21 protein-coding genes are annotated in these 23,549 nt (G+C 62.1%); 11 read left to right on the top strand and 10 right to left on the bottom strand.

Going from position 1 to position 23,549, the window contains the following annotated elements; all coding sequences use genetic code 11:
• Positions 1 to 12: 12 nt before the first annotated feature.
• The 4 genes from rnr to rpmG all read left to right on the top strand — a co-directional run bounded on the left by rnr (position 13) and on the right by rpmG (position 3,725).
• Positions 13 to 2,241: a ribonuclease R gene (gene rnr, locus ACO06F_RS02345; RefSeq protein WP_421695095.1), complete on the top strand. Its 2,229-nt coding sequence runs from the start codon at positions 13 to 15 to the stop codon at positions 2,239 to 2,241.
• 148 nt (positions 2,242 to 2,389) lie between these two features.
• Entirely contained in the window at positions 2,390 to 2,746 is a 357-nt protein-coding gene (locus tag ACO06F_RS02350) for a DUF983 domain-containing protein (protein WP_421695096.1), read from the top strand.
• A complete protein-coding gene (locus ACO06F_RS02355) occupies positions 2,743 to 3,435 on the top strand; it encodes an NUDIX hydrolase (RefSeq protein ID WP_421695097.1) in 693 nt (230 codons plus the stop codon). Before ACO06F_RS02350 ends, ACO06F_RS02355 begins: the two co-directional genes overlap by 4 nt.
• 122 nt (positions 3,436 to 3,557) lie before the next feature.
• The gene (gene rpmG, locus ACO06F_RS02360; RefSeq protein WP_373504503.1) at positions 3,558 to 3,725 is read left to right on the top strand and encodes a 50S ribosomal protein L33; all 168 of its coding nucleotides are present in this window, start codon (positions 3,558 to 3,560) and stop codon (positions 3,723 to 3,725) included.
• A 143-nt stretch (positions 3,726 to 3,868) separates the two neighbouring features.
• Here the strand turns inward: rpmG and gyrA are convergent, their stop codons facing one another.
• Positions 3,869 to 6,592, bottom strand: coding sequence for a DNA gyrase subunit A (gene gyrA / locus ACO06F_RS02365; protein ID WP_421695098.1), 2,724 nt, complete (start codon positions 6,590 to 6,592; stop codon positions 3,869 to 3,871).
• Between the two features lie 174 nt (positions 6,593 to 6,766).
• On the bottom strand, positions 6,767 to 7,255 hold the full coding sequence (gene ssb, locus ACO06F_RS02370; RefSeq protein ID WP_421695099.1) for a single-stranded DNA-binding protein: 489 nt from the start codon (positions 7,253 to 7,255) through the stop codon (positions 6,767 to 6,769).
• Positions 7,256 to 7,416: 161 nt separating this feature from the next.
• Here ssb and ACO06F_RS02375 point away from each other — a divergent pair, with 161 nt between their 5' ends.
• The gene (locus ACO06F_RS02375) at positions 7,417 to 7,809 is read left to right on the top strand and encodes a RidA family protein (protein ID WP_421695100.1); all 393 of its coding nucleotides are present in this window, start codon (positions 7,417 to 7,419) and stop codon (positions 7,807 to 7,809) included.
• A gap of 44 nt (positions 7,810 to 7,853) precedes the next feature.
• On the opposite strand, the gene ACO06F_RS02380 is transcribed toward ACO06F_RS02375, so the two are convergent.
• Positions 7,854 to 7,997 (bottom strand): hypothetical protein, encoded by a 144-nt coding sequence (locus tag ACO06F_RS02380; RefSeq protein WP_421695101.1) that lies wholly within the window; start codon positions 7,995 to 7,997, stop codon positions 7,854 to 7,856.
• Positions 7,998 to 8,119: 122 nt separating this feature from the next.
• Between ACO06F_RS02380 and gcvA the strand changes: the two genes are divergently transcribed.
• Both gcvA and ACO06F_RS02390 read left to right on the top strand, forming a co-directional pair.
• The gene (gcvA, locus tag ACO06F_RS02385; protein WP_421695102.1) at positions 8,120 to 9,067 is read left to right on the top strand and encodes a transcriptional regulator GcvA; all 948 of its coding nucleotides are present in this window, start codon (positions 8,120 to 8,122) and stop codon (positions 9,065 to 9,067) included.
• A gap of 35 nt (positions 9,068 to 9,102) precedes the next feature.
• Entirely contained in the window at positions 9,103 to 9,483 is a 381-nt protein-coding gene (locus ACO06F_RS02390; protein ID WP_421695103.1) for a YkgJ family cysteine cluster protein, read from the top strand.
• Here ACO06F_RS02390 and ACO06F_RS02395 read toward each other — a convergent pair.
• Positions 9,468 to 10,820 (bottom strand): MATE family efflux transporter, encoded by a 1,353-nt coding sequence (locus ACO06F_RS02395; RefSeq protein WP_421695104.1) that lies wholly within the window; start codon positions 10,818 to 10,820, stop codon positions 9,468 to 9,470. The genes ACO06F_RS02390 and ACO06F_RS02395 overlap by 16 nt on opposite strands.
• Positions 10,821 to 10,869: 49 nt before the next feature.
• Complete coding sequence (gene recQ, locus ACO06F_RS02400; RefSeq protein ID WP_421695105.1) at positions 10,870 to 12,687, bottom strand: DNA helicase RecQ; 1,818 nt, start codon at positions 12,685 to 12,687, stop codon at positions 10,870 to 10,872.
• A 195-nt stretch (positions 12,688 to 12,882) separates the two neighbouring features.
• On the opposite strand from recQ, the gene uvrA reads away from it, so the two are divergent.
• The 3 genes from uvrA to ACO06F_RS02415 are packed head-to-tail and all read left to right on the top strand — an operon-like array spanning position 12,883 to position 16,891.
• Entirely contained in the window at positions 12,883 to 15,804 is a 2,922-nt protein-coding gene (gene uvrA, locus ACO06F_RS02405) for an excinuclease ABC subunit UvrA (protein WP_421695106.1), read from the top strand.
• The gene (locus ACO06F_RS02410) at positions 15,801 to 16,430 is read left to right on the top strand and encodes a hypothetical protein (RefSeq protein WP_421695107.1); all 630 of its coding nucleotides are present in this window, start codon (positions 15,801 to 15,803) and stop codon (positions 16,428 to 16,430) included. The genes uvrA and ACO06F_RS02410 overlap by 4 nt, the downstream gene beginning before the upstream one ends.
• 2 nt (positions 16,431 to 16,432) lie before the next feature.
• Positions 16,433 to 16,891, top strand: coding sequence for a gamma-glutamylcyclotransferase family protein (locus ACO06F_RS02415; protein WP_421695108.1), 459 nt, complete (start codon positions 16,433 to 16,435; stop codon positions 16,889 to 16,891).
• Between the two features lie 362 nt (positions 16,892 to 17,253).
• Here ACO06F_RS02415 and ACO06F_RS02420 read toward each other — a convergent pair whose 3' ends face one another.
• The 4 genes from ACO06F_RS02420 to ACO06F_RS02435 form a co-directional block, all read right to left on the bottom strand.
• Entirely contained in the window at positions 17,254 to 17,658 is a 405-nt protein-coding gene (locus ACO06F_RS02420; RefSeq protein WP_421695109.1) for a VOC family protein, read from the bottom strand.
• A gap of 98 nt (positions 17,659 to 17,756) precedes the next feature.
• Entirely contained in the window at positions 17,757 to 19,067 is a 1,311-nt protein-coding gene (locus tag ACO06F_RS02425; RefSeq protein ID WP_421695110.1) for a replication-associated recombination protein A, read from the bottom strand.
• On the bottom strand, positions 19,067 to 20,473 hold the full coding sequence (locus ACO06F_RS02430) for a DegQ family serine endoprotease (protein WP_421695111.1): 1,407 nt from the start codon (positions 20,471 to 20,473) through the stop codon (positions 19,067 to 19,069). Before ACO06F_RS02430 ends, ACO06F_RS02425 begins: the two co-directional genes overlap by 1 nt.
• Positions 20,474 to 20,502: 29 nt before the next feature.
• Positions 20,503 to 20,940 carry an Lrp/AsnC family transcriptional regulator gene (locus tag ACO06F_RS02435; RefSeq protein ID WP_421695112.1) on the bottom strand — a complete coding sequence of 146 codons (438 nt, stop codon included), beginning with the start codon at positions 20,938 to 20,940 and terminating at the stop codon, positions 20,503 to 20,505.
• A gap of 132 nt (positions 20,941 to 21,072) precedes the next feature.
• Here ACO06F_RS02435 and ACO06F_RS02440 point away from each other — a divergent pair, with 132 nt between their 5' ends.
• A complete protein-coding gene (locus ACO06F_RS02440) occupies positions 21,073 to 22,257 on the top strand; it encodes a hypothetical protein (protein WP_421695113.1) in 1,185 nt (394 codons plus the stop codon).
• A gap of 408 nt (positions 22,258 to 22,665) precedes the next feature.
• Here ACO06F_RS02440 and ACO06F_RS02445 read toward each other — a convergent pair whose 3' ends face one another.
• The gene (locus ACO06F_RS02445) at positions 22,666 to 23,406 is read right to left on the bottom strand and encodes a helix-turn-helix transcriptional regulator (RefSeq protein ID WP_421695114.1); all 741 of its coding nucleotides are present in this window, start codon (positions 23,404 to 23,406) and stop codon (positions 22,666 to 22,668) included.
• Positions 23,407 to 23,549 lie beyond the last annotated feature (143 nt).

Below are 23,549 nucleotides of genomic sequence, written 5' to 3' on the forward strand. Positions count from 1 at the left end.
ATTCCTTGATCCATGGCAAAACGCCCGACGCAGAAGCCCCAGCTCCCCACCGAAAAAGATGTGCTGGATTTCATCCAGAGCGCACCCACCATTGTGGGAAAGCGCGAGATCTCCCGCCATTTCGACATCAAGGGCGGCGACAAGATCGCCCTCAAAGCGCTGCTGAAGCGGATGGAGGAGGATGGCCTCCTCGCCAAGCGGCAGCGGAAGCTGATCGACCGCTCTTCGCTTCCCCCCGTGACGGTGCTCGAAATCATCGGCACCGACAAGGATGGCGAAGCCTATGCGGAGCCCGTGGAGTGGGATGAGCGCCAGGCGGGAAAGCCGCCGCGCGTGGTGATTGAGGGGGCGGAGAAGGCGCCGCGCAAGGGAGACCGGGTGCTGGCCAAGATCCAGCCCTCGCGCGACGGGCGCTACAAATTCCGCGCCAGGGTGCTGAAGGCGCTGTCGGACAGTTCGAACAAGGTGCTGGGCGTGTTCCGCCTCACACCCGGTCTTGGCGCGCGCATCGTGCCGGTGGACAAGAAGGCCCGCCACGAGCTGCAGGTGATGAAGGGTGACGAGAACGGCGCCCTTGATGGCGAGCTGGTCGAAGCCGAAATCAAGCAGGACCGCGGCCGGGGCCTTCCCTCCGCGCGCGTTCGCGAGCGGCTGGGGGACCTGAACAACCAGCGCAACATCTCGCTCATCGCCATTCACCACCATGGCATTCCCAATGAGTTTCCGGCCCGCGTGCTGCGCGAGTCGGAGGAGCTGAAACCCTTCGCGCGCGAAGGCCGCACCGACCTTCGCCACGTCCCCCTGCTCACCATCGACCCGCGCGATGCGCGCGACCATGACGATGCGGTGTGGGCGGAGATCGATGAGGCAACGGGTGCGGCCAATGTGATCGTGGCGATTGCCGATGTTGCGGCCTATGTGCGCTCCGGAACGGCCCTCGACCGGGAGGCGCGGATCCGGGGCAATTCCGTCTATTTCCCGGATCGGGTCGTGCCCATGCTGCCGGAGCGGATTTCGAACGATCTGTGCTCTCTGCGCGAAGGTGAAGAGCGGCCGGCGCTGGCCTGCTTCATGACCTTCGACAAGTCCGGCCGGAAGACGAAGCATCATTTCGAGCGCGTCATCATGCGCTCCGCCGCCAAGCTCGCCTATGAGGAGGCGCAGGCCGCAATCGACGGCAAGCCCAATGACAAGACCTCGACCCTGCTCGAGGGTGTGCTGAAGCCGCTGTGGCGGGCCTATGGCATTTTGCTCAAGGGCCGCAATGCCCGCGCACCACTCGAACTGGACCTGCCCGAGCGCAAGCTGGTGCTGGATGCGCATGGGCTGATCGAGCGGGTGGTGACGCCCGACCGGCTCGATGCGCACAAGCTGATCGAGGAGTTCATGATCCAGGCCAATGTGTGCGCAGCGGAGGAACTCGAGAACCGCAAGACGCCGCTTCTCTACCGCGTCCATGACCAGCCTTCGGAGGAAAAGGTGCGCGCCCTCGCGGAATTCCTGCGCACGGTGAACATCGATTTGCCCTTGGGCCAGGTGATGAGACCAAAGCATTTCAATGTGTTGCTGAAGAAAGTTGAGGGCGAGGATTATCAGCACGTGGTGAACGAGGTGGTGCTGCGGACGCAGGCCCAGGCGATTTATTCGCCCGTCAACAAGGGTCATTTCGGCCTGGCATTGCGCCGCTATGCCCATTTTACCTCGCCCATCCGGCGCTATGCCGATCTGATCGTGCACCGGGCGCTCGTGTCCGCCTTGGGGTTTGGTGCTGATGGGTTGAGTGCGGATGACATTGCGAAGCTGCCCGAAACGGCGGACATGATCTCAGACGCCGAGCGCCGCGCCATGGCGGCGGAGCGCGAAACCATCGACCGGTTGATCGCGACGCATCTCTCTACCCAGACCGGCGCCGTCTTCCGGGGCCGGGTGGGCGGGGTGGTGAGTGCGGGGCTGTTCGTCAAACTGAACGACTCGGGCGCCGACGGCTTCGTGCCCGTAACCACGCTGGGCCGGGAGTATTTCGTCTATGACAAGGCCCGCCACGCCCTCATTGGAGAGCGGTCTGGCGACACCTATCAGCTGGGAGACCGGGTTGAGGTGCGGCTGGTCGAGGCCACCCCGGTTTCGGGCGGCATGCGCTTCGAAATCGTGTCCGAGGCCAAGGAAGGAAAGCCCGCCTCCCGCCGCGCGGTAAGGGGAACGGGGCGGCCATTCCGTGGGGGAAAGAGCCGGAAGCGTTAGATCCGAACCACCCCCCTTGCGGCAGACGGTCGCGCGGCATGGCGGAATCTTCAATTTGCCATAGGCAGTCGCCATTCTTGTCAGCATGACATTGACCCTCGATTCCGCGGCCCTTGAGGCCCAAGACAAGCGCTCCTGGAGGCAGGCCATGGCGCGTGGCCTCATGTGCTCCTGCCCGGCCTGCGGCCGTGGCCACATGTTCCGCGCCTTCCTGAAAGTGGCGGACAACTGTGACGTGTGCGGCGAGGAGCTGCACCACCACCGCGCGGATGACGCGCCGCCCTATTTCACCATGTTCATCGTCGGCCACATCGTGATCCCGCTGGTGCTGGTGGTGGAAAAGCTCTGGCACCCGGCGCTGCCCATTCACTTCATGATCTGGACGGCCGTGACGCTGTCCCTCACCTTCGCCTTGATGCCTGCCGTCAAGGGTGCCATCGTCGGCCTGCAATGGGCGCTGCGCATGCACGGGTTTGATTACGCCGCCCGCCTGGGAGAGGAATGAGCTACGATCATCCGGAATTTGCCGGGTCCAAGGTCCACGCCAAGGTTCAGAAACCAAAGGATTCCGCCACGCTGATCCTGGTCAGGCGGGAGCGCGGCACGTGCCGCATCCTGATGGGCCAGCGGGCCCAGGGCCATAGCTTCATGCCCAACAAATATGTCTTCCCCGGCGGGCGCCTCGATGCTGCCGACTGCCGGGTGAAGCCCAAAAAGGACCTCCACCCGGCAACGCTCGCCAAGCTGCTGCACCGGATGCGCGGCAAGCCCACTGAAAGCCGGGCCCGCGGCCTTGCCCACACCGCCTTGCGCGAAACCTGGGAGGAAACGGGGCTGATCTTCGGCCGCGCCACCGCAGGAGACGCGCCTGATCTTTCTGGCCTCACCCTGTTCATGCGGGCGATCACGCCGCCGGGCCGCACCAGGCGCTATGATTCCCGCTTCTTCGTGGCCGATGCCGAGAACCTCGCCAACATCGACCGGCCCGATCATGACGGCGGCGGTGAACTTCTCACACTGTCCTGGCTGACGCTTGATGAAATCGCCTCGCTCGATTTGCCGCTGATCACCATCGATGCACTGCAGCGGTTGAAGCCGTTCCTGGACCAGGGCCGGCTTCCGGCGCATGAGTGCCCGGCTTCGTTCCAATATTACCGCGGCAAGAGCTGGATCGAGGACGAGATTTCGCTTTAGGAGGGCAGCATAGCCCATCTTCTCCCGCTTCCGCGGGAGGAGACCCCATTGAGGGACCTCCCGCCTTGACTTTGGCCCGTTTATCGGGTCTATCGGCGCAAATTACCGTTTTGGAGACCATTATGGCCAAAGGCAATGTTATCAAGATCAAGCTCGCGTCAACTGCGGACACGGGCTATTTCTACGTGACCAAGAAGAACTCGCGCACCAAGACCGACAAGCTGTCGTTCAAGAAGTACGACCCCGTTGCGCGCAAGCACGTCGAGTTCAAGGAAACCAAGATCAAGTAATCTGGTCTCCGACCGTTTCAAGACGAAAAGGCATCGCCCACAGGCGGTGCCTTTCGTGTTTCTGTGGTGCAATTCTTTGCGCTGTCTTTCTTCCCTTCTCTCATCGCCGCGCAACGGGAGAAGGGAAGATCGGCGGTTCGCCGTCAGACCTCGCCGTTCTCTTCCTCGTCATCCTCGGTGATGTGCTCGACCGAGACCACATGCTCGTCATCTGCCGCATTGATGACGATGACGCCCTGGGTGGAACGCCCCGCCTTGCGGATGCCGTGAACCGGTGTGCGGATCAGCTGGCCGCCGTCGGTGACCAGCATGATCTGGTCGCCGTCCTCCACGGGGAAGCTCGCGACCAGCGGTCCGTTCCGGTCATTCACCGCCATGGCGACGATGCCTTTGCCGCCACGGCCGGTGATGCGGTATTCAAAGGACGAGGTGCGCTTGCCGTAGCCATTGGCGGAGATGGTGAGGATGACCTGCTCGGCCGCCCCCAACTGCACATAGCGCTCCTGGCTGATGCTCGCTTCGGCCACGGCCTCCTCATCGCTGCCATTGCCGTTCGTCTCGGCTTCCTCACCCGCCACGGCGCGTGACATCTTGAGGAAGGCGGCGCGCTCCTCGGACGTCGTCTCGACATGGCGCAGGATGGACATTGAAATCAGATGGTCGCCATCTTCAAGCCTGATGCCGCGGACGCCGGTTGAATCGCGACCCTTGAACACGCGCACCTCATCCACGGGGAAGCGGATGCATTGGCCCTGGGCCGTTGTCAGCAGCACGTCGTCTGTCTCGGTGCAGATCTCGACACCGGCGATCATGTCGCCCTCGTCGAGCTTCATGGCGATCTTGCCGGCGCGGTTGATCTGCTCGAAGTCCGACATTTCATTGCGGCGGACCGTGCCGGAGCGCGTTGCAAACATCAGGAACTGCCCTTCCGCATCGGAGGCATTCTCCGGCATCGGCAGAATGGTGGTAACACGCTCTCCCTGCGCGAGCGGCAGCAGATTGATCAGCGCCTTGCCGCGCGAAGTGGGATTGCCGAGCGGCAGCCGCCATGTCTTGAGGCGGTAGACCATGCCGGCGGATGAAAAGAACAGGATTGGCGTATGGGTGCTCGCCACGAACAGCTTGGTGACGAAGTCTTCGTCCTTGGTGCCGCCCGCCCCCCTGCCCTTGCCGCCGCGCTTCTGGGCGCGGTAGGTGGAGAGCGGAACGCGCTTCACGTAGCCCGCGTGGCTGACGGTCACGACCATCTCCTCACGCTGGATCAGGTCTTCATCTTCGACTTCGCCTTCATTTTCGACGATCACCGTTCGGCGCGGCGTCGAGAACTCTGTCTTGATCGACGTGAGCTCCTCCGTGATGATTCCGAGGACGCGGGCACGCGAGCGCAGGATTTCGAGATAATCCGCAATTTCGGTGGCGAGCTTCTGAAGTTCCTCCGCGATCTCATCGCGGCCAAGTGCGGTGAGGCGCTGCAGGCGCAGGTCAAGAATGGCGCGGGCCTGCTCGTCCGACAGGCGGTAATTGCCATCCTCCGTCAATGTGTGGCGCGGGTCGGCGATGAGCGCGATCAATGGCGCCATGTCCTTGGCGGGCCAGTCGCGCGCCATCAGCGATTCGCGGGCTTCGGCTGCATCCTTGGCGCTGCGGATCAGCCTGATCACCTCATCGATATTGGCAACCGCAATGGCAAGTCCCACCAGGATATGCGCCCGGTCGCGCGCCTTCTTGAGCAGGAACTTGGTGCGGCGGGTAACGACCTCTTCCCGGAACGCGATGAAGGCCTGCAGCAGGTCCTTCAGATTCAACTGCTCGGGGCGGCCTCCGGTCAGGCAAACATTGTTGATGCCGAAGGTCGATTGCAGCGGCGTGAAGCGGTAAAGCTGGTTCAACACGATTTCGGCCATCGCATCGCGCTTCAGCTCAATCACCACGCGCATGCCTTCGCGGTCCGACTCGTCGCGAATATCCGAAATGCCCTCGAGCTTCTTTTCGCGCACGAGATCGGCGATACGCTCAATCATCAGCGCCTTGTTCACCTGATAGGGAATTTCGGAGATGATCAGCGCTTCGCGCTCCTTGCGGATTTCCTCCGTGTGCACCTTGGCGCGCATGACCACGGACCCGCGCCCCGTGTGGAAGGCGGATTTGATGCCAACGCGGCCGAGGATCAGCCCGCCCGTGGGGAAGTCCGGGCCCGGGATGATGTCGATCAGGTCATCGATGCTGATCGCGGGGTTTTCGATCACGGCCAGGCAAGCGTCGATCACTTCAGCCAGATTATGGGGCGCCATGTTGGTGGCCATGCCCACGGCGATGCCGCCCGAGCCATTGACCAGCAAATTGGGGAAGCGCGCCGGAAGCACGGTGGGTTCGCGCTCGGAATTGTCGTAATTGGCCTGGAAATCGACCGTGTCCTTGTCAATGTCCTCAAGCAGGGCATGCGCCACCTTGGCCATGCGGGACTCGGTGTAACGCATGGCCGCCGGCGGGTCACCGTCAACCGAGCCGAAATTGCCCTGGCCATCGATCAGCGGCAGCCGGAGGGAAAAATCCTGCGCCATGCGCACCAGCGCGTCATAGATCGATTGGTCGCCATGCGGGTGATACTTACCGATGACGTCACCCACGATGCGGGCAGACTTGCGGTAAGCCTTGTTCCAGTCATAGCCATTCTCGTTCATCGAGAAGAGGATGCGCCGGTGAACGGGCTTCAGGCCGTCCCGCACGTCCGGGAGTGCCCGGCTCACGATCACGCTCATGGCGTAATCGAGATAGCTCTTACGCATCTCCTCTTCGATGGAGATGAGAGAAATCTCGGAAGGGTTGGAGGGCGGGACGGGGCCCTTCTTGTCGTCGTTATCGGCCACGAAAAACCTGTAAAAAAGATCCGGCTGAGCCGGCCAAACCGTGGCCTGAATGACAGCGATTCGGCGGCCCTTCCAACTTAGGTCGGGAGCACCGCCGTTACAATGAAAAGCTGTTGATTTTCGGGCTTAAAATGCGATTTCCGGAGCCCGGGGAGCGGCCTTGCGGCCCAGGCTTCAGAATGGCACTTCGTCGTCCAGGTCACGGGCCGGAATCTGGGCCTTGCCACCGCCACGCGGGCGCTCCATCGGGCTCGACTGGCCGAACTCGTCAGCCCCGCCGCCGAAGGAGGAAGATCCCTCACCCGCGCCGGGACGGCCGCCGATCATCGTCAGCACGCTGTTGAAGCCCTGAAGCACGATTTCGGTTGAGAATTTCTCCACGCCGTCCTTGTCGGCGTATTTGCGGGTCTGGAGCTGGCCCTCGATGTAGACCGTGGAGCCCTTCTTCAGATATTGCTCAGCGACCTTGGCCAGGCCTTCGCTGAAAATCACCACACGGTGCCACTCGGTCTTTTCCTTGCGCTCGCCCGAATTCCGGTCCCGCCAGGTTTCCGACGTGGCAATCGAAAGACTGACGATGGGCTTGCCGTCCTGGGTGTGGCGCACTTCCGGATCGCGGCCGAGATTGCCGACGAGAATGACCTTGTTCACCGATCCTGCCATGACACCGAGACTCCTTGTTTCCGGGCACACTAGTCAAAGCGCGCGCGAGGCACACCTGCACTGCGCGCCTTATCCACACCGCATCTCCATATAGTTCTCTTTTTGTTCCTTGGCAAGCGGTCTAGACTAGATCCCGCAACGGACGCGAATGGAAAATAGCGATGATCAAGGCTCTCGAAACGGCCAAGGCTCCCCAGCCCCTCTCGGCCTATGCGCAGGGGATTGAGATTCCCGCCGGGCACCGTGTGGTCCATGTCTCGGGCCAGGTGGGGGTGGACCTCAACGGCAATATTCCCGCCGATGCAGCCCGCCAGCATGAGCTCGCCTGGGAAAACGCCCTCGCCGTGCTGGCGGCAGCTGGAATGGACCATCGCAACATCGTCGATGCCCATGTCTACATCACCGAACGCTCGCATCTGGCGCTTTACCGCGCCACGCGCGACCGGTTTCTGAAAGGCCACCGGCCCGCCGCGACGCTTCTCATCGTGGCAGGCCTGGCGGACGAACGGCTGGTGGTCGAAGTGGACCTCGTGGCAGCGGCCGAGGCTGTTTGACGGGAACGGGTCCCGGCCACATCAGCCGGACCCGCTCGAAACGGTTAGCGGCGCTTGAGCAATCCGAACAGCGGGGCACGCTTGGCATGAATACGCTCCTTCGCAGGTGCAGCATTCTTGTCGAACTCATGTGACTGCAACATGGCAGTCTGGTAAACGCTTGAATATGTATCCAAAATCCAGTTCATGATATTTCTCCTTGGCCAATTCAGCGGCTTCTCTTGAACGTCCCCAATATGATCTTCTCGCTCTTGCAACACAAACGGCTTTAATCTACGCTACCTGTAACAAAAAATCACAGGTTGCCGAAATGGGACGCCGTCTGCCGTCGCTGAACGCCTTGAAAGCCTTCGAAGCCGCTGCCCGGCTGGAAAGCTTTACAGAGGCTGCGGGCGACCTGTTCGTGACCCACGCCGCCGTGAGCCGCCATGTGCGCGATCTCGAGGAATGGCTGGGGACGCAGCTGTTCCTCCGCACGGGCCGCGGCGTGGAACTGACGGAAGCTGGGCGCCGCTTCGCTTCGCGCCTTACCCCCCTGTTCGACCAGCTGGCAGAGGCCACGCGGGAGGCCGCGGCGGTGGGAGACGTGCGACAGCTGAAAGTGACGGTCGAACCCGCCATCGCATCGCGCTGGCTGGTGCCGAGGCTCGGGCGGTTCAACGATCTCCACCCCGACATCGAGCTGGCGATCGACCCAACCACGGAGCTTGCGGATTTCCGCTCAGGCGCAGCTGACGTGGGCATCCGCTACGGCGCGGGAAGCTGGCCGGACGTCGAGGCGCAGAAGCTGACCGATGCGATGATCTTCCCCGTGTGCGCGCCGAAGCTTCTGAGGGACCGGCCCCACATCAAGCCGGCGGACCTCGCGGATTTCAATCTCCTCCATGAATCCCGGAAGCAGTGGTGGGCGGACTGGTTGCTGGCGGCTGGCGTTTCGGGTGTCGAGGATTGGCGCGGCACCCTGTTTCAGAACCATCTGGCGATCGAAGCGGCCGAAGCCGGACAGGGCTTTGCCCTGGCGGACCAGATGCTCAGCACCGATTCCCTCGTCGAAGGCTGGCTTGTGAGGCCCTTCACCTTCGACATGAAGGACCACTGGCATTACTGGATCGTGCGCGGCAAGGGCCAGAAGGAGACGCCGCCCGTGCGCGCTTTCCGGGAGTGGCTGATGGGCGAGATGGCAGATACCAACAGGAAATATGCACAACTGACGGCGGCCAAGCCTGCAACCGTTGCGGTGAAGAGCACACCGGCCTAGCGTTCCGGCCCAGAACGACACCGGAATCGAGACTCATGCCCGCCAAGAAGAAATATGATTGCCTGAAATGCCCTGGCTATTGCTGCTCCTACCCCGTGATCGAGGTGAAGGACAAGGATGCCGAGCGCATTGCCCGCCACTTCGGCCTGCCGCTTGCCGTGGCGGAAAAGAAGTTCTTCAAATCGGCCCATGGCTACAAGCGCGTGATGCGCCGCCAGAAGGATGAGCACTTCGGCAAGATCTGCCAGTTCTTCGATACCACCGAGCGGCGCTGCACCATCTATCTGGCCAGGCCGTCCACTTGCCGCATCTTCCCTGGCGAAGGTCGCTGCGGCTATTATGACTTCCTGTCCTTCGAGCGCGCGGGCCAGGAGGATGAGACCTACATCTCAACCACGCATCACTCCGGCAACTGACGCTTCGCCAGAAGCTCGAAGCGCCAGGCCAGCAGCGTTGCCGTGAAGGCGAGGCCGATGGCCAGACCCCACCACAGGCCGGGCGCACCCCAGCCGAAGTGGAAGGCCATCACATAGCCGCTGCCAAGGCCGATCAGCCAATAGCCGATGCCCGCGATGACCAGTGGCACCGCCGCATCCTTGAGCCCGCGGAGCGCGTGGGACGCGATGGCCTGAAGCCCGTCAAACACCTGGAAAATCGCGGCGATGATCAGGAGACCCGCAACGAGTGCAGCGATGTCCCCATATTTCGGGTCAGACGGGTTGAGGAAGATGCGGGTGACGAAGCCCGGCGCGAAGACGGGGATCAGCACCAGCAGCAGCGGCACGGCCACGCCCACGACCATCCCCAAATTGCCGGCCTGCCGGGCCGAGGCGGGGTCCCTGGCGCCGACGAAATAGGCCACGCGCACCATCGCCGCCTCGGATATTCCAAGCGAGATCACGAAGGGTATGGCGATCCAGCCCATCACCATCTGATAGGCCGCAAGCTCCACCGTGCCCATGATGCCGGAGAGAAGCGAGGTGGCTGCGAACAGTCCGGACTCCATCGCCACGATTCCGGCGACGGGCAGCCCCAGCCAAACGAGCGGCCCATAGGCGCGAAGGCCGCCGATCGTGCCTGCATGCAGCGGCAGGCGCTGCTTTCGGATCACGAAAAAGGTGTAGGCCGCAAGGCACAGGAATTTGAACCACATTGAAATGGACCAGGCGATCCCCGCACCTGCGATTCCCAGCTGCGGCAGGCCGAAGCTCCCATGCACCAGTCCCTGCATCAGCACATAGTTGAGGATGACGGTGATGACAGTGATGAACAGAACGAACCCCGTTTTCATCATGGCCGCCGCAAAGCTGCGCAGCACGCCGAACCAGACGATGGGCAGCATGGCAAAGGCAAAGCCTGTGTAATAAGGGCCTGCGAGTTCGATGACCTCGGGATCCTGGCCGAGAACCGTCAACACGAAGCCGAGGTTCAGCACGACCACCGTCACGGCCATTCCCAAGGCCCCGGCAAGCATCAGTCCACGGACGAGCTCCGGCACGATCTGTTCCCGCCGCAGCGCGCCGCGCGCTTCCGACACCAGCACGCCGACGACGGAGAAGAAGCCCATCAGCACGATGCACAGCTGGTAGGACAGGTCCGTCGAGATTCCCGCCGCCGCGAGATCGATGGCGCCGAGCCTGCCCACCACCATCTTGGCGGTGATGACCATCAGCACATCTGCGAGATAGGCGAAGATCAGCGGCAGGGCGATGACGGCAAGCGCCCTTACCTCTGTCAGGCGGGAAGGTTTCAAAATCGGCGTATCCTGGTTGCGGGTGTGGGCTTAGCGCGGCGGGCGGCGCTCAGGCAACACCGCTTGCGGCCTGCTGGTAGGCGCGGATCTCGGCAAGGAACACCTCCGCGAATTGCTGCAGCTTCGATTCACCCACACCGTGCAGCTCGCCAAAGTCCCAGCGGGTGAGCGGGCGCTTGGCCGCCATGTCAATGAGCGTCCGGTCGGCAAAGATCACGTAAGCCGGAACGCCACGCTCCCGGGCGATTCGGGCGCGCAGGGTCTTGAGGCGCTGCAGCAGCTCCTCCGGCACATCGGCACTTTCAACGGCGGCGATGAGGCGCCTGGCCCGCTCGGCCTTCTTGGTCACCCGCGCGGGGGCCTGGCGGTAGCGGAAGCGCGCCTCGCCCTGCGCCAGCGCATGGCCCTTGGGCGAAATCGAGAGGCCGCCGAAGCCTGCCACGTCGATCGCCAGAAATCCGCCGCCTACCATCTGGCGGATCATCGACTGCCAATGCTGCTTGCCATGCGCCCTGCCGATGCCGAAGACGGCGAGATCCGTATGGCGCAGCGCCTCCGCCTTCTCATTGGGCTTTCCCGCCAGCACATCGGCCACATGGGCCGCACCAAAGCGCTCGCCCGTGGCCTTCATGGCCTCCAGCACCCATTTTGCTTCCGCCGTGCCGTCCACCAGATGCACGGGGTCAAGGCACACATCGCAATTGCCGCATGGATCTGACTCTTCGCCAAAGTAGAGCAGCAGGTTCTGGCGCCGGCATTCGGGCGCCTCGCAATAGGCCACCAGCGCATCAAGCCGCTTGTGCTCCCGGCGCTTCCGCTCAACGCCGCCATCCTCCTGGTCGATGAAGCGGCGGCGCATCTGAATGTCGCCCAGGCCATAAACCATGCGCGCTTCCGCGGGCTTTCCGTCCCGGCCCGCACGGCCGATCTCCTGGTAATAGGCATCGAGCGAGGATGGCAGATCGGCATGAAACACGAAGCGCACATCCGGCTTATCGATCCCCATCCCAAAGGCGATGGTGGCGCAGACGATCACGCCCTTTTCCGTCATGAACAGGCTCTGTGCCTCCCCGCGGTCCTCCGCGCTCATGCCGGCATGATAGGCGATGGCCCGGAAGCCCTTGGAAACGAGGAAGCCCGCCCATTCCTCCGTCGACTTCCGCGACAGCGCGTAGACAATGCCGGATTGCCCTGCCCTTCCATCCAGAAAGTCAACCAGCTGCTGTTTGGCGCTGGCCTTGGGCGCCACGGCCAGATGGATGTTGGGCCGGTCAAACCCCGCGACATAGACTTCGGCCTCGCCGCCGAAAATCTTGCCCACAATGTCCTGCCTGGTGGCCTCATCCGCCGTGGCGGTGAAGGCGCCGATGGGAACGCCTGGGAACACCTTCCGCAGGCTCTGCAGCATGTCATATTCGGGCCGGAAGGAGGCCCCCCATTGCGAAATGCAATGCGCCTCATCAATGGCGATCAGCTTCACATCGAGCCGGGAGAGTGCCGCGATCATCCGCTCCGTCATCAGCCTTTCGGGAGAAAGATAGAGGAGTTGCACGTCGCCTGCCGCCACGCGGCGCCAGATCGTCACGTTCTCGTCCCGTTCGGCTGCCGAATTGATGGTCTCTGCCGCAACACCCGCCAGTTTCAGCGCGGCCACCTGATCCTGCATGAGCGCCACCAGCGGCGAGACGACAATGGCAAGACCGCCGCGGGCCAGCGCCGGCACCTGGTAGCACAGCGATTTTCCCGAGCCCGTGGGCATGACCGCCAGAACATTGCGGCCGGCGAGCAGCGTTGCCACGATTTCTTCCTGCCCCGGGCGGAAGCTCTCGTAGCCGAAGGTCTTGCGGAGAATGTCGTGCGTGGTCACGGCGGTGACCTCTAGCTGCTGTGGGCTGATTCGGGATATGGCCTTGTCTCTCCCGCCGGACTGCTTAAATGATCATCTCGTCTTCAACCACAGGATCATGTGGATAACCAGAACTGCAGCGCACCAGCCTGCGTATGCGCCTTTGACAGAGCGCCGACCTTGCGGATGTTCTCTTTTTGATCTAGTCGAGTGGCCATGCCAGAGCAAAAGAAAGTCTTGTCCGTCCAGGGTGCGCGCGAGCACAACCTGAAGAATGTCTCGATCGAACTTCCGCGCGACAAGCTGATCGTCTTCACGGGGCTGTCTGGCTCCGGCAAATCCTCGCTCGCCTTCGACACAATCTATGCCGAGGGCCAGCGCCGCTATGTCGAATCGCTTTCGGCCTATGCCCGGCAGTTCCTCGAGATGATGCAGAAGCCGGATGTCGACCAGATCGACGGCCTCTCACCTGCCATTTCGATCGAACAGAAGACCACGAGCCGCAATCCGCGTTCGACGGTGGGCACCGTCACCGAGATCTATGACTATATGCGCCTCCTTTATGCGCGCATCGGTGTTGCCTATTCGCCCGCCACCGGGCTTCCCATCGAGAGCCAGACCGTCACCCAGATGGTGGACCGCGTGCTCACCCTTCCCGAGGGGACGAGGCTTTATCTGCTGGCCCCCATCGTGCGCGGCCGCAAGGGCGAATACCGGAAGGAACTGGTGGACCTTCAGAAGAAGGGCTTCACCCGCGTGAAGGTCGATGGCCAGTTCCATGAGATCGACGCCGTCCCTGCCCTCGACAAGAAGTTCAAGCATGACGTCGATGTGGTGGTGGACCGGATCGTGGTCAAAGGTGACATCGCCACCAGGCTTGCCGACAGTTTCGAAACCGCACTGAAGCTGGCGGATGGGCTGGCCGTGGCCGAATTCGCCGACAAGCCACTGAAGGCTTCCGAGACCTCGGAGGAAGGCGCCAACAAGTCGAAGAACGATACGCATGAGCGCCTGCTGTTCTCGGAGCGCTTCGCCTGCCCGGTCTCGGGCTTCACCATTGACGAGATCGAGCCCCGGCTGTTCTCCTTCAACAACCCGTTCGGCGCCTGCCCGAAATGCGATGGCCTGGGCACCGAGCTTCATTTCGAACCGGACCTTGTGGTGCCGGACACATCCCTCTCCATGAAGGGCGGCGCCATCCTTCCCTGGGCGCGGACCGGCAATACATCGCCCTATTACAATCAGACGCTGGAGGCGCTGGCCAAGCACTTCAAGGTGTCGATGAACACGCCATGGAAAGATATCCCCAAAAAGGCGCGTGAGGCGATCCTGTTTGGCACCGGCGAGGATGAAATCACCATCACCTATGACGATGGCATCCGTGCTTATAAAACGAAGAAGCCCTTCGAAGGCGTGATCGGCAATATTGAGCGGCGCTGGCGCGAGACCGATTCAGAATGGATGCGCGAAGAGCTTTCCAAATACCAATCCGACCATCCCTGCAGCGCCTGCAACGGCTTTCGCCTCAAGCCCCAGGCCCTGGCGGTCAAGATCGATTCAAGGCACATCGGCGAAATCTCCGCCATGTCCATCCGCGAGGCCAACCAGTGGTTCGTGGCACTTCTCGCCAAGCTGAAGCCCAAGGACCAGGAAATTGCCCAGCGCATCCTCAAGGAAATCCGTGACCGGCTGAAGTTCCTGGTGGATGTGGGGCTCGATTACCTGAACCTCTCGCGCACCTCGGGCACGCTGTCGGGCGGCGAAAGCCAGAGAATCCGGCTCGCCTCGCAAATCGGCTCCGGCCTCACCGGCGTGCTCTACGTGCTGGACGAGCCGTCGATCGGCCTTCACCAGCGCGACAATGCCAGGCTGCTTGAAACGCTCGTGCGCCTGCGCGATCTCGGCAACACGGTGATCGTGGTCGAGCATGACGAGGATGCAATCCGGCTTGCCGACTACGTGGTCGACATCGGCCCCGGCGCCGGCATCCACGGCGGCGAGATCATTGCGCAGGGAACGCCTGAAGAGGTGATGGCGAACCCCAAGTCTCTCACCGGGCAATATCTTACGGGCCAACTCGCCGTGCCGCTTCCCGGCGTCCGCCGCAAATGGGAAAAGGGCCGCTCGATCCGGGTCAAAGGTGCCCGCGCCAACAACCTCAAAAACATCTCGGCGGAAATTCCGCTGGGCGTCTTCACCTGCGTGACGGGCGTCTCGGGCGGCGGCAAGTCCACGCTGCTGATCGACACCGTCTACAAGGCGGCCGCACGCAAACTCATGGGCACGCGGGAAGCACCCGCCGAGCATGACCGGATCGACGGCCTCGAACTTCTGGACAAGATCATCGACATTGACCAGAGCCCCATCGGCCGCACGCCGCGTTCGAACCCCGCCACCTATACCGGCGCTTTCACGCCGATCCGCGATTGGTTCGCAGGCCTCCCCGAAGCCAAGGCGCGCGGTTATGAGCCAGGGCGCTTCTCCTTCAACGTGAAAGGCGGGCGCTGCGAAACCTGCCAGGGCGATGGCGTCATCAAGATCGAGATGCACTTCCTGCCGGACGTGTATGTCACGTGTGACGCCTGCCATGGGCACCGCTACAATCGCGAAACGCTGGAAATCAAGTTCAAGGACAAGTCGATTGCCGACGTCCTCGACATGACGGTGAGCGAAGCTGCCGAATTCTTCCGCGCCGTGCCGAGTGTTCGTGACAAGATGGAAACGCTGGAGCGCGTGGGGCTCGGCTATATCAAGGTCGGCCAGCAGGCGACGACACTCTCGGGCGGTGAAGCCCAGCGCGTGAAGCTTGCGAAGGAGCTTTCCCGCCGCGCCACAGGCCGCACTCTCTATCTGCTCGATGAACCGACGACGGGCCTTCACTTCCATGACGTGAAGAAGCTTCTCGAAGTTCTGCACGAGCTGGTGGATCAGGGCAACAGCGTGGTCGTGATCGAGCATAATCTCGAAGTCATCAAAACCGCGGACTGGGTGATCGATCTCGGCCCTGAAGGCGGGGACGGCGGCGGTGAAATCGTGGTTGCGGGAACTCCAGAGGACGTGGCCCGCGAGAAGCGCAGCTACACGGGTCATTTCCTGAAAGAGGTTTTGAAGCGCGGCCGGAAAATGGCGGCGGAATGAGCATACTGATTGAAGCACTTACCGCTGATGCACTTTCGACACTAATGGGACAACCGCCTACTTCGCTGGCTGCGCTCGGGTTGTCAAAGTGGTGGCGAAGGAAGGCAGAGGAAGCACGTGAAATTCTACTAGAGGAGCTAAAGCACGGTGTGCGGCTGAATGGAGATTTCGAAACGGACATCTTCTATTCACTGGTCTTCAGGTACCTCAACGCAGTGAAGCAAGGAACTGCAAGGAGGAATCTCCGTCTGCTAGCTCAGATGATAAACAGCGGGATCAGCAAAAATCATGAGTTGAGCGTAGACGAGATATCCGCCCTAGCTGACACGGCAGCAAGTTTGAGTAGAGAAGAAATTGCATTAATTGCTGCACTCTGGAGCTCTCATGCAAACCACGATTTCCCGCATTCAGAAGAAGATGGACTTGTGATGCAAAAAGCAACACTGGATGAACTGGTACCGAATATATTTGCATCAAATTCAGAAGTTTTCGCTACTGCCTCAATGCTTATGAGGACTGGGTTGGTAACAATGCCCTCTGTATGGGGTGGTAACCGCATAGACACCACAGAGAAGTTTTACCGCCTCATGAAAGTCTGCAACGTCGAGTCAGTCCTAGAGCAGTAGAAATGCTCTACTTCGCCTATGGCTCCAACATGTCCCGCGCCCAGATGCGTGAGCGCTGCCCTTCGCATGAGTGCCTGGGGTCTGCGGTTCTGAAGGATTACGCGCTGTGTTTCCCCCGAAGCTCGCCGGTGCGGCTCTGCGGTGTTGCCGGGATCATCGAAAGGCCCGGTGCCGAAGTTTGGGGCGTGGTCTACCGCATGCATGACGAGGACATCGCGGCGCTGGACAGGCGCGAGGGATATGATCCCTCGAAGCCTTTTCACGAGAACCGCTACAACAGACAGACCATCCGTGTGCTGATGGATGGCCGCTCGGTCGGGTGCCTCACCTATTTCGCGCGGCCTGAGCCGGGTGAGCACGTTCCGAGTGCTGAGTATCTCGGCACAATCATCGAGGGAGCGCGGGAGAATGGCCTGCCGCCGGAGTACCAGGCGGCGCTGAAGCGGATCGCCACTGACTAGGATCGGTCCCCTCACCGCCCCTCTCGGGATCGACCACCACTGCCCGTCATGCCAGCGAAAGCTGGCATCCCGCTTCCCCTCAGCGCGCGCGGAGGCAAAGCGGGACCCCAGCTTCCGCTGGGGTGACGGCAGATATGGGTCACTGAGGATAGGCTCATAACGGGCTTTGTAACGATTGTTTTCCTGTTTTAGGATTGCCCGGTAGGGACCCAGCCGGGGGCCTCTGAAAACCTGTCCATGCGCTCGCGGAGGGTTCTGGCGGCAATTGCCGTGGCCTTGGCAGAAAGCGACAGCGTCAAGGCGGCCCCCGCTTCTTCTGGAGCGGCGTCCAATCCGCCATTGCCACCGCCTCAGCGCAACCTTCATTGCCCTGGGGCATAAGGCACGTCGAACTCCGCCGCCTGCGCCGCGGCGGAGGTCCTGCCAGAGATCGAGATCGAGTTTCCCGAAGGATCTTTGGCATTGGCGTTCACATAACCCATGCCGTCGTGGAGTGGACCAAACACCAGTCCGCGCTCTTTCGCGGAATGCGCAAACGCCGAGACGTTGTCGACGTCGAAGTTCAGCTTGACCAGCACTTGTCCCTGCTTCTGGCCCTTGGTGGCAAGATGCAGACGAATGGCAGTGCCGGCACCAAGTGGTCGGAGATCGACGATGCGATCACCGGGCCGCTGAAAGGCGGCGTACCCAAAATGGCGGCTGTAGAAATCGACCATCTCCGGGATGCACCGCGTGTAGAGCGTAACGCCGGTGAAGATAGGCAACATGTTCGGAACTCCTGGGTGAGGGAAACAGGAGCGTGTCCGCGACTGATTTTTAAATCGAGGTATTTGTTTCAAATGCCGACATCTTGTCGGGAGCAGACTCAGGGAGCCCGCTCTTTCCTGAGCTTCGCCCAGTAGTCCAGCCGCCGCTTCACCTCGCGCTCGAAGCCGCGCTCCACCGGGTCGTAATAGCTCTCGCGGCCCATGCCGTCGGGAAAGTAGTTCTGGCCGGAAAAGGCATCCGGCTGGTCATGGTCATAGCGGTAGCCCGCGCCATATTCCTGTTGCTTCATCAGCTTGGTCGGCGCGTTGAGGATGATCTTGGGCGGCATCAGGGAGCCTGTTTGCCGGGCACGCTCGGTTGCGGCCTTGTAGGCGGTATAGAGGGCATTGGATTTTGGTGCGGTGGCCACATAGACGACCGCCTGCGCAATCGCCAATTCGCCTTCAGGGCTGCCCAGGAAATCATAAGTGTCCTTGGCGGCCAGCGCCTGTTGGAGGGCTTGGGGGTCTGCCAGACCCACATCCTCCACGGCCATCCGCACCACGCGGCGGACGATGAACAGCGGGTCCTCGCCCGCAACCAGCATGCGGGCCAGATAGTAAAGAGCCGCATCAGGGTCGGAGCCGCGGACCGACTTATGCAAAGCGGACACGAGGTTATAATGCCCGTCCGCCGCCTTGTCATAAAGCGGCATGCGCTTCTGCACGGTGCGGGCGAGCGTCTCCGTATCAAGAGGTGCTCCGCCTTCCGGCACGGCGGCAAAGACCTCCTCCAGCATGTTCAGGAAATAGCGGCCGTCACCATCTGCCATGCCGGTCATTGCATCGCGCGCCTGTGCGTCCGCCGGCAGGGCGCGGCGTTCGAACATCTCCGCCCGGCGGATCAGCGCCTGCATGGCATCGGCATCAAGCCGGTTCAGCACCAGCACCTGCGCGCGGGAGAGCAAAGCGCCGTTCAGCTCGAAGGACGGATTCTCGGTGGTGGCGCCCACAAGAATAATGGTGCCGTCTTCCACATAGGGCAGAAACGAATCCTGCTGGGACTTGTTGAAGCGGTGAATCTCGTCGACGAACAACAGGGTTCCCCGCCCCTGCTCCCGCCTGATGCGTGCCTGTTCGAAGACCTTCTTCAGATCGGCAACGCCTGAGAAAATGGCCGAGATCTGCTCGAAGGCAAGCCCCGTCTCACCCGCCAGCAGCCGTGCGATCGTCGTCTTGCCCGTGCCGGGCGGCCCCCACAGGATGATGGACGGGATACGGCCTGCCGCCAGCATCCGCGTGATCACCCCATCGGGACCCACCAGATGGTCCTGCCCCACGACGTCGCCAAGCTTCTGCGGGCGCAGCCGGTCCGCCAGGGGGCGCGGTGCATCCTTTCCGAAGCCGGCGGCGTCGAAGAGGCTCGCCATCAGTTTCCGATGGCGATCTTCACGACGCGTCCGCCGCGGTTCAGCGCCAGGCGCCACAGGCTCTGTTCACCCGCCAGTGCCTTGCTGAGGGCGTCGACCGTCTCGATCTTCTCGCCATTCACTTCGAGGATGACGTCACCCCGCCGGAAGAAGCGCTGGGCCGGGCCGTCCTGCACCTTGGCCACGGCCACGCCCTTGCTGTTCGCTGGCAGCCCCAGCTCATCGGCAACGGCGGGGGAGAGATTGGCGACAACCGCGCCCGCCAGTGGGTTCGGCCCGTCAATGAGTGTATCATCGCGCTTCACCGTCTCGGGCGCGGCCACCATGGTGACCTGGGTTTCCTTATGGTCCCCCTTGCGCTGATATTCGACAATGGTCGTGGCGCCGATCGCTGTGGTCGCCACGCGATAGCCGAGTTCCTGGGCGTTCTCGATGGGGCGGCCTTCGATTGCGAGGATGATGTCCCCGCGCTTCAGCCCCGCTTTCGTCAGCGGGCTTTCCGGGTGCAGGCTGACGATCAGCGCACCTTCGGGCCTGGCCATGCCAAGCGAGGTGGCGATATCGGGCGTCACGTCCTGCAGTTCAGCGCCGATCCAGGGCCTGCGGATCAGGCCGCTGCCGCTCTCCGCGGTCGCCACCACCGTCCGCACCATATTGGTGGGAATCGCGAAGCCAATGCCGATCGAACCGCCGGAGCGGGAGAAGATTGCCGTGTTGATGCCGATCAGCTCACCCTTCATGTTGACGAGGGCGCCGCCGGAATTGCCGGGGTTGATGGCGGCATCGGTCTGGATGAAGAACTGATAATCCGTCACGCCCACTTGCGTGCGCGCCAAGGCGGAAACGATGCCGCTCGTCACCGTCTGGCCCACGCCGAACGGGTTGCCGATGGCCAGCACCAGGTCTCCCACTTCCAGCGCATCGGAATCGCCCAGCGTGATTGCGGGAAGCTTTTCGTCCGGCACCTCGATTTTGAGCACGGCCAAATCCGTGCGCTCATCCGTCAGCAGCACCTTGGCTTCGAACTCGCGCTTGTCGGCCAGCACAACCTTGATGTCGGTGCCGTTGGCCACCACGTGATTGTTGGTGACGATGAGGCCAGACGGGTCCACCACCACGCCGGAACCCAGCGAATTCAGCACGCGCTCCCGCGGGCGGCCGAAGGTGCCGTCATCTCCGAAGAAGCGCCGGAAGAACGGGTCGTCGAAGAAGCGGTTGCCCTGCTGCTGCGGCAATTGCCGCTGCGAATAGACGTTGACCACGGCCGGCGCCGTCGTCTTGACGATGGGTGCAAAAGACATCTGCACGGCGGCAGAGGACTCCGGCACGGCCTTCTCCTGCGCCGCGGCGAAGGGGCTCGCCAGAAACAGCAGAAGGGCGGACAGAACAGCAGGGTGAAAACGCATGTGACTCCTTATGGGGGCGCTTGTGCGCCCTATCTGCGATCAAGCTTTGTCGACAAAATGACCGAGGTTTCGATCCGGGTGATGCCGGGGATCTGCCCGATCTCATCAATCAGCCGGTCCATGGCCTCTGATGAGGCGGTCTTGACCTGGGCAATCAGGTCGAATTTGCCGCTTAAAGTATGGAGGGTCTCGATCTGCGGGAATTTCGCCAGCATGCGCCCCACCTCGATCTGGCGGCGCGGCTCCACCGAGAAGGTCACGAAGGCGCGCATGCCGCCCTGGTCCATCTCACGCGAGAGCCGGATCGAATAGGCGGCGATGACGCCGGTCTCCTCAAGCCGGCGCAGCCGGTCCTGAACGGTGGTGCGGGACAGCCCCAGCTTGCGGGCGAGCGAAGCCACGGGCTCCCGCGAATCGACCTTCAGCAGGGCAATCAGCTCCTCATCCTTGGTGGTGATGTTTGCCATCGGCGAAGTGGTGCCCGCTTTCGTCAGAATGACGACTCAACCGTCACAATTCAGCACAACGCCGTGTGTAATCCAACAGGCCGGAACGTTATCTCACGCCCTCGTCCCCACCTGACCCTGACGGAGATTCCAATGGCCCAGACCGCGCTGAACATTGTCGCCGCTCCCTTTTACGCCGATGCGCTGGCGGTTGCGCGGGTCATGCAGCCCGAGGAAGCTGTGTTCTGCTTCAGCGCGGAGCGGCTGCGGGCCAGGCTGGCGGTGTTCACCCAGGGCTTCCCCGGCACGGTGAGCTTCGCGGTCAAATCCAATCCGTCGCGGGAGGTCGTCACCGCTCTGTCGGAGGCGGGCCTCACCCATTGGGATGTGGCGTCCGTCCAGGAAATGGCGCTGGTGCATTCGATCCAGCCGCAGGCGCATTTTCATTATCACAACCCGGTCAAGTCCCGCCGCGAGATCCACAATGCCTACTCCAAGTTCGGCTGCCGCCGCTTCGCCGTCGATGCGCGCGAGGAAGTGGCCAAGATCGCGGAGATCGTGGGGGAGGATCGCTCGGTCGAACTTGCGGTGCGCTTCGTGCTGCCGCGGGACCGCGCCTCATCCGCGCATGATTTCTCGACCAAGTTCGGCGCGCCGGAGCACATCGCCATCGAACTCCTGCAGGACATCAGCCGCCGCGGCTTCGTGCCGGTGATGACCTTCCATCCGGGCTCCCAGTCCCGCGATCCCGCCGTCTATGTCCGCCACATCGAAGCCGCGCACCGCATTGCCAAGGCGGCGGGCGTTCACATCGGCAAGCTCAATGTCGGCGGCGGCTTTCCGGCGAGCTATCCCTTGAGCAAGCCCGCGCCGCTTGACACCTATTTCACCGCCATCGCCGAGGCGGCGACGCGCTATTTCGGCAAGGGCACGGAGCCTGAACTCGAGTGCGAGCCCGGCCGCGGCCTCGTCGCCAACTGCATGTCGCTGCTCACCCGCATCAAGCTCGTGTGCTCGGACGGGGACGACATCTTCCTGAACGACGGCATCTATGGCGGCCTCATGGAATTCATGCAGGTGCCGGAACTGCAGCCCCCCTTCCGCGTGATCCGTGACGGCAAGCTCGTGGATGGCCCCACCAAGCCCTGGAAAGTCTTCGGCCCCACCTGTGACCCGCTCGACGTGCTGCCCGCCAAGCTGGACCTGCCCATGGTCTTGAAGGACGAGGACTACGTCGAATTCGGCACGCTGGGCGCCTACGGCATCGCCACCTCCACCATGTTCAACGGCTATGGCGACCATGCGGTGGTGCCGGTGGGGGATGTGTTTAACGGATGACTATATTGTGAAAACAATTTTATATCAATTTCACCGGTATTTCTGATTGGCACCTCGCTCTCCCTATCTTCACATATCTCTCAACCAGAGATATTGATATCAGGGATGGGGTCGTCATGCGTTTCAGCAGAGCGTCGTTGAGCGCGGGTGTCAGGGCCCTGTCCTCTATCGCCATTGTGGCCCTGCTCGCATCCGGCGTGTCGGCGCAACAGGTATCGCCCCAATTCCCAAATATCACCCCACGAAGCGGCCTCTCTTCCGGCAATTGGAACATGAGAGATATGGGATATCCCGGAGAAGCAGTCATTCGGCAGTTCAGCCGGGGAGAGTTGCCCAATTCCGTCAATCAGCCGGATAGTTTCGCCATAATCCAGCGCAACGGCCTGCATCTGCCGGGGCACCTTCGCCTCACTGCAGCAGCTTGTTCCGCACTGCTATCGCCACGGCCTGCGTCTTGGTTCTGGCCCGCAGCTTTGACATCGCGCGCGCGGCGTAGAGGTTGACGGCGCTTTCACTCACCTTGAGCAACCTTGCCGTCTGCCCTGCTGTCATGCCTTCGGCCGCCCATTGCAGGACTTCGCGTTCGCGCGGGCTTAAGTCGAAGGCGGTGCTTGGTGCGGGCGCCCCCAGCAGGCGCTTCATGCGCTGATGGTAGTAGTGGCCGAAGAGATGCGCCTCATTGGCCATTTCACGCCGGAGCTGCCCCCATTGCACGGAATCGCAGTCAAAATTGATCGAGAACAGCGCATCTCCCAGACCAGTATCCCGGATCGGAATGGAAATGCCATGCCGGCCGATGCCGAAGCGTTCGGCAAGCTGGTGAATGTGTTCCACGGTCTGATCACCGGCGCGGGCTTCCTCCCAGTCCAGCGGCAGGAGACGGGTGAAAGACAGTTGAAAGGCCCGGTCCCGCAGAGGCGAGAAATCCCGCATGTAAATTGCGGTGTAGGTCTGATCATAGGTGGAATACCAGGTCATCCTGTCCGGCACGGCACTCGATGAACCCAGGAACCAGTAGGACAGGTTGAGCACCCCCAAACGGTCCCTCGCCGTGCGGAGGAAGGAGGCGCATTCCGCCTCGTCTGCAAACGGCTCCTGCACCGCATTGAAGACATCGAAGCGGTTCGCCATGGAGAGTGCTACCAGCATGTTGTATCCTGTGCCTGGGCGCTTCCGCCGGGGAATACCGACTCAGCTTAAACGGGAATTCCCATCCTGAAACCGTTATAGCGGCAATTGTGGCAAAGAAAAAGGGCAGCGTCCCAGCTGCCCTTAGATAAAGTTCTTTATGT

The sequence above is a fragment of the Aestuariivirga sp. genome (assembly GCF_965227715.1).
GTDB lineage: Bacteria > Pseudomonadota > Alphaproteobacteria > Rhizobiales > Aestuariivirgaceae > Aestuariivirga.